We start from the raw sequence: 12,159 nt of genomic DNA, 5'->3' as shown, positions 1-12,159 counted from the left end.
GGCTCCCGGCCAGGGGCGCTGGCTCGACCACCTACGCTGCGGGGACGATGCCCGCACCGCTGACCCTCCTGATCGTCCGGCACGGCCAGAGCGAGTGGAACGCCGCCGGGCGCATGCAGGGCCAGACGGCCGGCATCCCGCTCACCGAGCTGGGCCACCAGCAGGCAGCGGCCGCCGCGGCCGAGCTGACCGCGCTCACCCGCGACGGCGCCGGCCCCGGGGCGCTGGTCTCCAGCGACCTGCTGCGGGCCGTGCAGACCGCCGAGCACTGCGCGGCCGCCACCGGCCTGACCCTCACCACCACCCCCGAACTGCGCGAGCAGGGCTACGGGGTGCTGGAGGGCCGTCCGTCCCGCGAGCTGTGGGACGTCGTCGACTGGACCGACGTGCACTGGTCGGCCGAGGGCGGGGAGAGCCTGGCGCAGCTGCACGCCCGGGTCGCCGGCTACCTGACCCGGCTGCAGGCCGAGCCGCCGGCCGAGGTGGTCGCCCTGGTCACCCACGGGGACACGATCCGCGCCGTCCAGGCGGTCGTCGCCGGGCTCGGGCCCGACGCGATGCCCGCGGTCACCCCCCACAACGGCACGGTCACCCGGCTGGAGCTGGCATGAGCACCGTGACGGCGACGGGCCAGCCGGGAACGCCGGCGACGGAGGAGCGGGCCGAGTCCGAGGACCAGCCGTGAGCAGGGTGCTGGTCCTGGGCGGCTCGCGGTCGGGGAAGTCGGCGCACGCCGAGCAGCTGCTGGAGGGCTGGGACGAGGTCACCTACCTGGCCACCTCCCAGGTCGACGCCGCCGACGCCGAGTGGGCCGCCCGGGTCGCCACCCACCGCGCCCGCCGCCCGGCGCACTGGACGACGGTCGAGACCACCGCGCCCTCGGAGCTGGTGCGGGGCGGTGCGGTGCTGGTCGACAGCGTGACCACCTGGGTCGCCGCGCTCATGGACGAGACCGGCATCTGGGACGTCGCCGACGACGCCGGGGCGCACGCCGCCGACCGCTCCCCCGCCGACGCCGTCGCCGCGCGCGAACGGCTGGCCGAGCGCTGCGACGCCCTGGTCAGCAACTGGGTGATGACCCCGGCGCACGTGGTGGCCGTCAGCGACGAGGTGGGGCTGGGCGTGGTGCCCGAGACACGCGCCGGCCGCCTGTTCCGGGACACCCTGGGCACCGTCAACCAGCGGCTGGCCGCGACCGCCGACGAGGTCTGGTTCGTGGTCGCCGGCCTCCCCCAACGCCTGCGATGACACCGAGCGGGACGCGCCGCCCCTGGACCGGGCCGGCGGAGTCGTTCGCGATGCTGTCCATCGCCCGGGTGCCGGCGGCCGAGACCGCCCGCGGCGTGCTCCCCTGGGCGCCCCTGGTCGGCCTGGTGCTGGGCGCGGCCGCGACCGCGGTCGGCTGGCTCGCCGCCCGGTACGGCGAGCCGCTGATCGGGGCGGTGCTGGCCGTCGCCGTCCTGGCCGCGCTGACCCGGGGCCTGCACCTCGACGGGCTGGCCGACACCGCCGACGGGCTGGGCCCCCTGCGTGGCCCGGAGAAGGCGCTCGCGGTGATGCGCGCCGGCGACGTCGGCCCCTTCGGGGTCGTCACCCTCGTCCTCGCCCTGTTGCTGCAGGTCGCCTGCCTGGCCCCACTGCTCACCGTGGACGGCGGCTGGGCGGCCCTGCCCGCGGCCACGGTGGCCGCCCGGGTCGCGATGACCCGCACCGGCCTGACCGGCACCGCGATCGCCGCCGGCTCGTCGCTGGGCCAGGCCGTGGCCGGCACGGTCTCCCGCCGCTGGCTCGCCGCCGTCGCACTGCTCACCCTGGCCGCAGCAGCTGGAGCCGACCCCCGGTTCGCGGTCGCCGTCGTCCTGGGCTGGGGGGCCGCCGAGCTGCTCCGCCGGCGGGCCAGCGCCCGGCTGGGCGGGGTGAACGGCGACGTGATGGGCGCGCTCGGCGAGGTCACCGCCACGGTCACCCTGCTGGTCGCCGCCCTGCTGCTGCCCTGAGGCCGGCGACGACCAGGGGATCGTCAGGCGCGGTCGTGGACGGTGACGGCGTAGCCGTCGGGGTCGGCGAAGGTGAAGGTGCGGCCGAACGGCCCGTCGACGGGCGCGGCCAGGATCGGCACCGCGGCACCGGCCAGGGAGTCGTGGAGCTCCTGGGCGTCGTCGGCGTGCAGCCACACCGCGACGCCCACACCGGGCCGCGGCAGGGCGGCGTCCAGGTCGACGCCGGGCAGCGGCTCGCGCACGGCGAAGGCGATCGGCGTCGTGGCGAACACGACCCCGTGCGGCGGGCTCACCGGGGCGCGGCGCAGCCCCAGCCGCTGCTCGTAGAAGGCGGCCGACGCCGCCAGGTCGCGCACCTGCAGGGCGATGAAGTCGGGTCCGGTCACAGCGGCCATGAGGTCTCCTCGGGTACATGTCAGGTTCCTGACATGTGTCAGCCTATGTCAGACTCCTGACATGGCGCAACGAGAGGTCGACCTGGACTCCTCCGTCGGCTACGCCCTCAAGCAGGCGGCGACCGCCCTGCGGGCGGCGATGGAGGCCGCGCTCGAGCCGCTCTCGCTCACCGTCACCCAGTACTCCTGCCTGGAGCTGCTGGGCCAGCGCCCGGGCCTGTCCGCCGCCGAGCTGGCCCGCGGGGTGTTCGTCACCCGGCAGTCGATGCAGTCGGTGCTGCAGGGCCTGCAGGACCGCGGCCTGCTGAGCCGTTCCACCGCCCCCCAGGGGCGCGCGCTGCCCACCCAGCTGACCCCGGCGGGCACCGACCTGCTCGGCCGCGCCAGCCGTGCGATCGCCGGGGTCGAGAGCCGCATGCTGCAGGACCGCTCCGCCGCCGAGGTGGCCCGCCTGCGGGCGGACCTCGCCGCCTGCGTCACCGCACTGGAGGGCCGACAGCCCTGAGGGCCGGGTCAGCCGCCGGCGACGGACTGCACGACCATCACCTCGACCCCGGCCGGTACCTCGGTGGCCAGCCCGGACAGCCGGCGCACCTCGTCCCCGCCGACGTAGACGTTCACGAAGCGGCGCAGCGCACCGGTCTCGTCCCGCACCCGCCGGTCGAACACCGGGTGGTCGGCGGCCAGGGCGTCCAGCAGTGCACCGACGGTGACCGGCGCGGGCAGGTCCAGCGACATCGACGTCCGGCCGCCGCTGACGTCGGCCAGCATGCGGGACAGCCGCACCGGCACGATCACGGTCCCACCTCGGCAGGCGCGGTCACGGGAGCACCGCGGCCCGCACGCACAGCACGTCGGGCAGGTGCCCGGCGACGTGGGTGAACGACTCCCCCTCGTCCGCGCTGGCGTACACGTCCCCGCCACGGGTGCCCAGGTAGACCCCGGCCGGGTCGCTGCCGTCCACGCACGCAGCGTCGCGGAGCACCGCGTTGAACTCCACGTCGGGCAGCCCGGTGCGCAGCTCCCGCCAGGTCGCCCCGGCGTCGTCGCTGCGGTGCACGGCGAGCCGGCCGCCCGGCGGCACCCGCTCACCGTCGGCGACCAGTGGCACCACCCAGATCGTGCCGCCGCGGGAGGGGTGGGCCAGCATGACGAAGCCGAAGTCCGAGGGCAGACCGTCGGCGATCGAGGTCCAGGAGTCGCCGTCGTCGTCGGAGCGGTACACGCCGTGGTGGTTCTGGGCGTACAGCCGGCGCGGGTCGGCGGCGTCCCGGGCGATCTTGTGCACGCACTGGCCGAACTCCGGCGCCGGGCCGGGCATGAAGTAGGCGCCGATGCCGGCGTTGCGCGGCTGCCAGGAGCTCCCGCCGTCCGTCGTCCGGTAGACGCCACCGGTGCTCATCGCCACGTGCACGGTGCCGTTCAGCCCGGGGACGACGGAGTGCGCGGCCGCCCCGCCGTAGCCGGCACCCCACTCGGTGCGGTGCGGGTGGTCCCACAGCCCGCGGTCGAGGGCGAAGGAGGTGCCGCCGTCCTCAGACCGCCACACCGAGATCGGCTCGCAGCCGGCCCACACGACGCCGGGGCGGTCGGCGGAGTCCGGCTGCAGCTGCCAGATCCGCTCGACCGCGGCGCCGGTGTCGGCCGGGAACCGGACGGCCCCTCCGGCCGGCTCGTCCCAGGTGACGCCGAGGTCGTCGGAGTGCACGACGGTGGGCCCGAAGTGCTCCGAGCGCACCCCGACCATCAGCCGGGCGCGGCCGGAGCGGACGTCGATGCCCACGCTGGGCACCTCGGTCATCAGGAAGTGCGGCGAGGAGAGCGACCAGGTGCGCCGGTCCTCACTCGTCGCGAGCCAGAGCCCCTTGCGGGTGCCGATCGCCAGCAGCGTGGTCGTCATGCAGCAGGAGACCGCCGGGGCGGGCGGAAGTCATCGCTGCCCGCCCCGGCTCAGCGCCGGTGCTCCTGGCTCACCGCGCACCGTGAGCCAGGAGCAGCCGGGATCAGGTCACCTGATCCCGGCTGGGAGCAGCGTCAGCGGTCGGCCTCGCGGTCGGCCGGCCCCTGCTCGTGGTAGTCCTCCTCGACGTTGACGTCCCACACGTCGTGGTGCGTCCCGTCGGCGATGTTCTGCACGGTCAGCTGCGCGGTGAGCATCGAGTGGTCCTGGTTGTTGTAGCGGAACATGCCGTTGCGCCCGACCGGGTGCAGGTTGGGCGTGTTCGCCTCGATCCACTGCCGGATGACCTCGACGTTGGCCTTGTAGCCGGCGTCGTAGAACGGGTAGGCCTTCGGCATCCGGACGACGAAGCCGCGCTCGACGTCGGCGGCCTTCGCCAGCCCGAGGTGCTCGAGCTCCCGGCCGCCCTGGGCGATGAGGTCGGTGTCGGAGCGGTTCCAGGTGTCGTCGCCGACGTTGACGAAGTACTCCATGCCCAGGCAGGTGCGGCCGTCCTTGACCAGGTACGGCGACCACGACCCGAAGTTCTGGATCCGGCCGACCTCGACCTCCGGGGAGTGGATGTAGATCCAGTTGTCCGGGAAGCCGGCTTCGACCGGCAGCACCACGGCGACGGTGAGGAAGTCGCGGTACTTCAGCCCGTCGGCGGCGGCGAGGACCTCGGCCGGCGGGGCCGGGTCGAGTGCGCGGACCAGGGAGGAGAACGGCATCGAGGAGATGACGTGGTCGGCCGGGTAGTCCTTGTGCGCGCCGATGTCGGTGCGGGTGGCCTCCGGCGCGCCCGCGCCCGGGCCGTACCCGCCGGTGACGACGGAGGTCAGGCCGGTGACGCCACGGCCGGGCTCCCAGTGGACGGTCTGGATCTTCTCCTCCAGGACCACGGTGCCACCGCCGGCGGTGACCTTCTCCGCGGCGGCCTCCCACATCATCCCGGGGCCGTACTTGGGGTACTGGAACTCCTCGATCAGCGAGGTGATCGCGGTCTGCTTGCGCTTGGGCGTCAGCGCGTTGATCACCGCACCGGTGAGCGAGAGGTTCTTGATCCGCTGGGCGGCGAAGTCGGCCGGCAGCTTGTCGACCGGGACGCCCCAGAGCTTCTCGTTGTAGGTCTTGAAGAAGTGCTCGTAGAGCCGCCGGCCGAAGCGCGCGACGATCCAGCCCTCGAGGGTGTCCTCCTTCGGCGGGCGGACCTTCGCGGCCAGGTAGGAGGCCACCGAGCGCACGGCCTCCACCGGGCCCAGGTTGCGCAGGGCGTTGGAGGCCTTGAGCGGGTAGTCGTAGAGCTTGCCGTCGTAGAAGATGCGGCTCATCCGCGGCCGGAGCAGGAAGTCCTCGTCGGGGAGGATCTCGTGCCACAGCGCCTCGACCTCGGGCACCTTGGTGAAGAAGCGGTGCCCGCCGATGTCGAAGCGCCAGCCCTCCCGCTCCGCGGTGCGGCTGATCCCGCCGACCATCGCGTCGCCCTCGACGACCGTCACCGGCACGTGGCGCTTGGTGAGCTCGTACGCGGCGGTGAGGCCAGCCGGGCCCGCCCCGATCACCACCACGTTCATCGGATCGGCCTGCTCCATGCGTTGCGTTCCCCTCGGTAGTGCGGACTGGGTGCGACCCACCCGGTCCTGCCCGGTTCCCCCGGGCGACGGTGTCCAACGTAGCGATGACGGCGCCGCGACCCTCCGCGGACGCGTCGGTGGGGCACGCAGCGTGGATCAGGTCACCTGATCACCATCTGTCCCCCCGCACCAACGTTGGTACAGGGGGCCAGTTCCTGATCAGGGGACCTGATCCACGTACGGACCCCGGTCAGGTGCGGGCGCCCGCCTGGGCGGGGGTGTCCCCGCCCTCCAGGTCGCCCTCGGTGTCCAGGTAGGCCTGCTGGAGCTCGGCCAGCAGCGCCGGGTCCGGCTCGGCCCAGAGCTTCCGGTCGACGGCCTCCAGCAGCCGCTCGGCGATGCCGTGCAGCGCCCACGGGTTCGACTTCTCCATGAACTCCCGGTTCTCCGGGTCGAGCACGTAGGTCTGCGCGAGCTTCTCGTACATCCAGTCGGCGACCACACCGGTGGTGGCGTCGTAGCCGAACAGGTAGTCCACCGTCGCGGCCATCTCGAAGGCGCCCTTGTAGCCGTGCCGGCGCATCGCGGCCAGCCACTTGGGGTTGACCACCCGGGCCCGGAACACCCGCGAGGTCTCCTCGACCAGCGAGCGGGTGCGCACGTGCTCGGGTCGCGTGGAGTCCCCGATGTAGGCCTTCGGCGAGGTGCCGGTCAGCGCGCGGACGGTGGCCACCATGCCGCCGTGGTACTGGAAGTAGTCGTCGGAGTCGGCGATGTCGTGCTCGCGGGTGTCGATGTTCTTCGCCGCGACCGCGATCCGCCGGTAGGAGGTCTCCATGTCACCCCGCGCCGCGACGCCGTCCAGGCCGCGGCCGTAGGCGTAGCCGCCCCACACTGCGTAGACCTCGGCCAGGTCGGCGTCGGTGCGCCAGTCCCGGCTGTCGATCAGCGACAGCAGGCCGGCCCCGTAGGCGCCGGGCTTGGAGCCGAACACCCGGGTGGTGGCCCGCCGGCGGTCGCCGTGCTCGGCGACGTCGGCGTCCACGTGCGCCTTGACGAAGTTCTGCTCCGGCGTCTCGTCCAGGCCGGCGGCCAGGGTGACGGCGTCGTCGAGCATGGTCACCACGTGCGGGAAGGCGTCCCGGAAGAACCCGGAGATGCGCACCGTGACGTCGATCCGTGGCCGGCCCAGCTCACCGAGCGGGATGGGCTCCAGCTTCGTGACCCGGCGGGACGCCTCGTCCCAGACCGGCCGGACGCCGAGCAGCGCCAGCACCTGCGCGACGTCGTCCCCGGACGTGCGCATCGCCGACGTCCCCCAGACCGACAGGCCCACAGATGCCGGGAACGAACCGGTCTCGGAGACGTAGCGCTCGACGAGGGACTCGGCCAGCCCCTGCCCGGTCTCCCAGGCCAGCCGGGAGGGCACCGCGCGCGGGTCGACGGAGTAGAAGTTGCGCCCGGTCGGCAGCACGTTGACCAGCCCGCGCAGCGGTGAGCCCGAGGGCCCCGCGGGCACGTAGCCGCCGTCCAGGGCGTGCAGCGCCATGTCGATCTCGTCGGTGGTCCTGGCCAGCCGCGGCACGACCTCGGCGACCGCGAAGTCCAGCACCCGGCTGACCTCGGCGTGCGGGCCGCCCAGCACCTCGGCCACGGTGGGCTCGACGGCGTCGGCGGTCCAGCCGGCCGCCTCCATCGCGGTCACCAGGGCCAGCGCGCGGGCCTCGACCTCGTCGGTCTCGTGCAGCCCGGCCGAGCCGTCCTCGACCAGGCCGAGCGCCTCGCGCAGGCCCGGCATGGCGACCGAGCCGCCCCAGATCTGCCGGGCGCGCAGGATCGCCAGCACCAGGCCGACGCGGGCGTCGCCCTCCGGCGGGGAGCCGAAGACGTGCAGGCCGTCGCGGATCTGGCTGTCCTTGATGGCGCACAGCCAGCCGTCGACGTGCAGGATCATCTCGTCGAACTCGGCGTCGTGCGGCCGGTCGTCCAGGCCCAGGTCGTGGTCGAGCTTGGCGGCCTGGATCAGCGTCCAGATCTGCTGCCGCACGGCGGGCAGCTTCGGCGGGTCCATCGCGGCGATGTTGGCGTGCTCGTCCAGCAGCTGCTCGAGCCGGGCGATGTCGCCGTAGGTCTCGGCGCGGGCCATCGGCGGCACCATGTGGTCGATGAGCACCGCGTGCGCCCGGCGCTTGGCCTGGCTGCCCTCGCCCGGGTCGTTGACCAGGAACGGGTAGACCATCGGCAGGTCGCCCAGCGCCGCGTCCGGCGCGCAGGACGCCGACAGGCCCACGGTCTTGCCCGGCATCCACTCGAGGTTGCCGTGCTTGCCCATGTGCACCACCGCGTGCGCGCCGAAGGACGAGCGGAGCCAGTGGTAGGCGGCCAGGTAGTGGTGACTGGGCGGCAGGTCGGGGTCGTGGTAGATCGCGATCGGGTTCTCCCCGAACCCGCGCGGGGGCTGCACCATCACCACGACGTTGCCGGCGCGCAGGGCGGCGAACACGATGCAGTCGTCGGTGGGGTCGACGAACAGCTCACCGGGCGGCGGCCCCCAGTGCTCGACCATCCGGTCGGCCAGCTCGGCGGGCAGGGTGTCGAAGAACCGGCGGTACTCGGCGGCCGGGATGCGCACCGGGTTGCCCGACAGCTGCTCGGCCGTCAGCCAGTCGGGGTCCTGGCCGCCGGCCTCGATCAGGGCGTGCACCAGCGCGTCGCCGTCCAGGTCGACGACGCCGGGCAGCGAGCCCTCGCCGTCGAAGGGCCCGATGTCGTAGCCCTGCCCGGCCATCGCGGCCAGCAGCCGGACCGTCGAGGCGGGGGTGTCCAGGCCGACCGCGTTGCCGATCCGCGAGTGCTTGGTCGGGTAGGCGCTCAGCATGATCACGATCCGCCGGTCGGCGGGGGCGGTGTGCCGCAGCCGGGCGTGCGCGACGGCGGTGCCGGCCACCCGGGCGGCCCGCTCGGGGTCGGCGACGTAGGAGGTCAGGCCGTCGGCGTCGACCTCCTTGAAGGAGAACGGGACACTGATGATCCGGCCGTCGAACTCCGGGATGGCGACCTGGTTGCCCACGTCCAGCGGGGACAGCCCGTCGTCGTTGGCCGCCCAGGTCGCCCGCGGGGTGCCCAGCACCAGGCCCTGGATCACCGGGACGTCGAGGCGGGCCAGCTCGCCGACGTCCCAGGCGCCGTCGTCCCCGCCGGCCGACGCCGTGGCGGGCCGGGTGCCGCCGGCTGCGAGCACCGTGACCACCATGGCGTCGACCGTGCGCAGGACGTCGAGCATCTCCGGCGCCACCGACCGCAGCGAGGCGGTGTAGACCGGCACCGGCACGCCGCCGGCGCCCTCGATCGCCTCGCAGAGGGCGTGCACGAACGCGGTGTTCCCGGCCAGGTGGTGCGCCCGGTAGTACAGGACGGCGACCCGCGGTCCGGTGGCCATGCCCTCGCCGCCGTTCCGGGCTCGCTCCGCTCCTCGGTCGCTGGCGCTCCCTGCGATGCTCACTCCCCCGTCACCGGCGGGCGCAGGCCGCTCCAGCAGGCCCCAGTCCGGGGCGACGGCCGGGGCGTCGAAGCCCTCGCCGTCCAGCAGCACGGTGTCGGCCAGGAAGCGGTGCAGCTGCACGATGTTGTCCGGGCCGCCCTGGGCCAGGTAGGCGTGCGCCTCGGTGGCCACGCCGATCGGCACGGTGGAGAGCTCCATCAGCTCGGCGTCGGGCAGCTGCTCGCCCCCGAGCACGACGACGGGGACGCCCAGGGCCAGCAGCGGCGCGACCATGTCCTCGTACTTCCGGCGCGACCCCAGGATGCGGACCACGACCAGGTCGGTCCCGGCGGCGAACGCGGCGAGGTCGCCGGCGCGGTAGGGGTTGCCCAGCTTCCAGGACGAGCCGCTGGCGCGGGCCGACAGCAGGTCGGTGTCGGAGGTGGACAGCAGGGTGAAGGTGCGTGCGCTCACGAGGTGGTGCCTCCCTCGGGGTCCGCGCCCCGGGTCGTCGGACACGGCAGCCGAGGTGTCTGGCTCCCTCCGGCGAGGAGGTCACAGTGGCGGGACCGCGCCGGTGTCGCACCGGCTTCCCTGCTGCACTGCCGTGGTTGCTCCAGACGCTACCCGGCGGCGTCCTCAGACCCCGATCGGTGACAGGGCGCTGACCATCCCGAGGAGGTCCTTGGGGTCCTCCGGCTCGGCCACCAGGTCGATGCGGGAGACCCAGGGCGTGCCGCGGACGGCGTCGCGGACGTACCGCAGGGCGGAGAAGTCCTCGATGGCGAAGCCGACGGAGTCGAAGACGGTCACCTGCTCCGGGGACGTGCGCCCCGGTGCCCGCCCGGTGAGCACCTCCCACAGCGCGGTGACCGGGGAGTCGGCCGGCAGCGCCTGGATCTCGCCCTCGACCCGGGTCTGCGGCTCGAACTCCACGAACACGTCGGCCGCGAGCAGGATCGCCGGGTCCAGCTCGGTCTTGCCCGGACAGTCGCCGCCGATCGCGTTGACGTGCGTGCCCGGCTCGAGCCACCCGTCCTCGAGCACCCGCGCCCGGGTCTTGTCCGCGGTGCAGGTGGTGACGACGTCGGCGCCGCGCACGGCGTCCCGGCCGGAGGAGGCGACCCGGACGTCGAAGCCCAGCGGGGTGAGGTTGCGCGCCAGCTTGGCCATCGCCGCGGGGTCGGTGTCCCAGACGCTGACCTGCTCGATGCCCAGCGCGCCGCGCATCGCCAGGGCCTGGAACTCCGACTGGCTGCCGGCGCCGATGAGGGCGAGCCGCCGGGAGTCCGGGCGGGCCAGCGCGCGGGCCGCGACCGCCGAGGTGGCCGCGGTGCGCAGCGCGGTCAGCAGGGTCATCTCGGCCAGGAACACCGGGTAGCCGTTGTGCACCTCGGCCAGCGCGCCGAACGCGGTCACGGTCTGGAAGCCGCGGGCCGGGTTGTCCGGGTGGCCGTTGACGAACTTGAAGGCGTACAGCTCACCGTCGCTGGTGGGCATCAGCTCGATCACGCCGAAGGGCGTGTGGCTGGCCACCCGCGGGGTCTTGTCGAAGGACTCCCAGCGGCGGAAGTCGTCGGCCACGTACCGGGCGATCCCGGCGACGACCTGCTCGGCTCCGGTGGCGGCGACCCACCGGACCATGCTGCGCACGTCCACGAACTCCGTCATGGCGCAACGCTAAGGAGCGGGACGGGGGGCCGTCGATGGGCGGACCGCGCGTTTCGCGGCACCGGACCGGCCACCCTGCGCAACCCGTCTCTACCTTCTGCTCATGACGCTGCTGACCGAGCTGGACCGCCGGCTCCTGGCGGTCCTCCGCGAGGACGGCCGCGCCCCGGTGGCCGAGCTCGCGCGGCGCCTCGGGGTCACCCGCGCCACGGTCACCGCCCGGCTGGACCGGCTGGTCGCCGCCGGGGTGATCGTCGGGTTCACCGTCCGGGTGCGCGAGGACGCCACGACCGGCGGGGTGCGCGCGATCTCGCTGATCGAGGTGGCGGGCCGCTCGACCGACTCCGTCATCACCGCGCTGGGCGGGTTCCCCGAGATCGAGTCGCTGCACTCCACCAACGGCGCCTGGGACCTCGTCGCCGAGGTCCGGGCCCCCGACCTCGCCGCCTTTGACGCCCTGCTGGCCCGCATCCGGTCGGTGCCCGGGGTGGCCAACAGCGAGACGAGCCTGCTGCTGACCTCCGTGCTGCGCTGAGGGTCAGCCGGCCGAGACCAGGTCGATGACGAAGATGAGCGTCGCGTCGCCGGGGATGGGGCCCTGCCCGGCCGGGCCGTAGCCGAGCTCGCTGGGGATGGTGACCATCCGTCGGCCGCCGACCTTCATGCCCTCGATGCCCTGGTCGAAGCCGGGGATGACCCGGCCGGCGCCCACGGTGACCGGGAGGGTCTCGTCGTCCCCGCGGGACCACGAGGAGTCGAACTCCTCGGCCTGCTCGTAGAAGGCGCCGACGTACTTCACGGCGGTGTCGGTGCCCGCGACGGCCTCGGCACCGGTGCCGACGACGACGTCGCTGACGACCAGCTCGGTGGGGGCCGCGGCGGAGTAGCAGGGCGCCTCGGGCTTCACCGTCAGGTCGGTGGACACCCCGGCCGGCGCCTCCGTGGTGGGGGCCTCGGCCAGGCAGTCCCCGGCCGCGGCGGCGGTGGTCTCCGGCACCTGCGGGGCGGCCGAGTCGGTCCCGCCGCAGGCGGCCAGGGAGAGGGCTGCGGCGGCGGTGAGGAGCAGGCGGGGGGCGGTGCGGCGGGTCATGGTGGGTCT

General features: G+C 74.1%; 12 protein-coding genes and 1 riboswitch. Of the genes, 5 read left to right on the top strand and 7 right to left on the bottom strand.

Annotated features, from left to right (window positions below; translation table 11 throughout):
- Window positions 1-47 precede the first annotated feature (47 nt).
- The 3 genes from GCU67_RS10800 to GCU67_RS10790 all read left to right on the top strand — a co-directional run bounded on the left by GCU67_RS10800 (window position 48) and on the right by GCU67_RS10790 (window position 1,997).
- The gene (locus GCU67_RS10800) at window positions 48-611 is read left to right on the top strand and encodes a histidine phosphatase family protein (RefSeq protein WP_163611228.1); all 564 of its coding nucleotides are present in this window, start codon (window positions 48-50) and stop codon (window positions 609-611) included.
- A 70-nt stretch (window positions 612-681) separates the two neighbouring features.
- Window positions 682-1,248: a bifunctional adenosylcobinamide kinase/adenosylcobinamide-phosphate guanylyltransferase gene (gene cobU, locus GCU67_RS10795; RefSeq protein ID WP_163611227.1), complete on the top strand. Its 567-nt coding sequence runs from the start codon at window positions 682-684 to the stop codon at window positions 1,246-1,248.
- A 50-nt stretch (window positions 1,249-1,298) separates the two neighbouring features.
- Window positions 1,299-1,997 (top strand): adenosylcobinamide-GDP ribazoletransferase, encoded by a 699-nt coding sequence (locus tag GCU67_RS10790; RefSeq protein ID WP_246214954.1) that lies wholly within the window; start codon window positions 1,299-1,301, stop codon window positions 1,995-1,997.
- Window positions 1,998-2,020: 23 nt separating this feature from the next.
- Here the strand turns inward: GCU67_RS10790 and GCU67_RS10785 are convergent, their stop codons facing one another.
- Window positions 2,021-2,395, bottom strand: a complete 375-nt coding sequence (locus tag GCU67_RS10785; protein WP_163611225.1) for a VOC family protein — start codon at window positions 2,393-2,395, stop codon at window positions 2,021-2,023.
- Between the two features lie 61 nt (window positions 2,396-2,456).
- Between GCU67_RS10785 and GCU67_RS10780 the strand changes: the two genes are divergently transcribed.
- Window positions 2,457-2,900, top strand: a complete 444-nt coding sequence (locus tag GCU67_RS10780) for a MarR family winged helix-turn-helix transcriptional regulator (RefSeq protein WP_163611224.1) — start codon at window positions 2,457-2,459, stop codon at window positions 2,898-2,900.
- Between the two features lie 8 nt (window positions 2,901-2,908).
- Here GCU67_RS10780 and GCU67_RS10775 read toward each other — a convergent pair whose 3' ends face one another.
- The 5 genes from GCU67_RS10775 to GCU67_RS10755 all read right to left on the bottom strand — a co-directional run bounded on the left by GCU67_RS10775 (window position 2,909) and on the right by GCU67_RS10755 (window position 11,060).
- Window positions 2,909-3,193: a MoaD/ThiS family protein gene (locus tag GCU67_RS10775; RefSeq protein WP_338104926.1), complete on the bottom strand. Its 285-nt coding sequence runs from the start codon at window positions 3,191-3,193 to the stop codon at window positions 2,909-2,911.
- 22 nt (window positions 3,194-3,215) lie between these two features.
- Window positions 3,216-4,295, bottom strand: coding sequence for a WD40/YVTN/BNR-like repeat-containing protein (locus GCU67_RS10770; protein WP_163611223.1), 1,080 nt, complete (start codon window positions 4,293-4,295; stop codon window positions 3,216-3,218).
- Between the two features lie 134 nt (window positions 4,296-4,429).
- Window positions 4,430-5,926, bottom strand: coding sequence for an NAD(P)/FAD-dependent oxidoreductase (locus tag GCU67_RS10765; protein ID WP_163611222.1), 1,497 nt, complete (start codon window positions 5,924-5,926; stop codon window positions 4,430-4,432).
- 232 nt (window positions 5,927-6,158) lie between these two features.
- On the bottom strand, window positions 6,159-9,863 hold the full coding sequence (cobN, locus tag GCU67_RS10760) for a cobaltochelatase subunit CobN (RefSeq protein ID WP_163611221.1): 3,705 nt from the start codon (window positions 9,861-9,863) through the stop codon (window positions 6,159-6,161).
- 53 nt (window positions 9,864-9,916) lie between these two features.
- A riboswitch (cobalamin riboswitch) is annotated at window positions 9,917-9,985 on the bottom strand.
- Between the two features lie 43 nt (window positions 9,986-10,028).
- On the bottom strand, window positions 10,029-11,060 hold the full coding sequence (locus tag GCU67_RS10755; protein ID WP_163611220.1) for an ornithine cyclodeaminase: 1,032 nt from the start codon (window positions 11,058-11,060) through the stop codon (window positions 10,029-10,031).
- Window positions 11,061-11,163: 103 nt separating this feature from the next.
- Between GCU67_RS10755 and GCU67_RS10750 the strand changes: the two genes are divergently transcribed.
- A complete protein-coding gene (locus GCU67_RS10750) occupies window positions 11,164-11,595 on the top strand; it encodes an Lrp/AsnC family transcriptional regulator (protein WP_163611219.1) in 432 nt (143 codons plus the stop codon).
- A gap of 3 nt (window positions 11,596-11,598) precedes the next feature.
- On the opposite strand, the gene GCU67_RS10745 is transcribed toward GCU67_RS10750, so the two are convergent.
- Window positions 11,599-12,150 carry an FKBP-type peptidyl-prolyl cis-trans isomerase gene (locus GCU67_RS10745; protein ID WP_163611218.1) on the bottom strand — a complete coding sequence of 184 codons (552 nt, stop codon included), beginning with the start codon at window positions 12,148-12,150 and terminating at the stop codon, window positions 11,599-11,601.
- Between the last annotated feature and the right edge of the window lie 9 nt (window positions 12,151-12,159).

The sequence above is a fragment of the Modestobacter muralis genome (genome assembly GCF_010682105.1).
GTDB lineage: Bacteria > Actinomycetota > Actinomycetes > Mycobacteriales > Geodermatophilaceae > Modestobacter > Modestobacter muralis.
The sequence above is the reverse complement of the archived record's forward strand: the minus strand, read 5'-3'. Positions and strand labels throughout refer to the sequence as shown.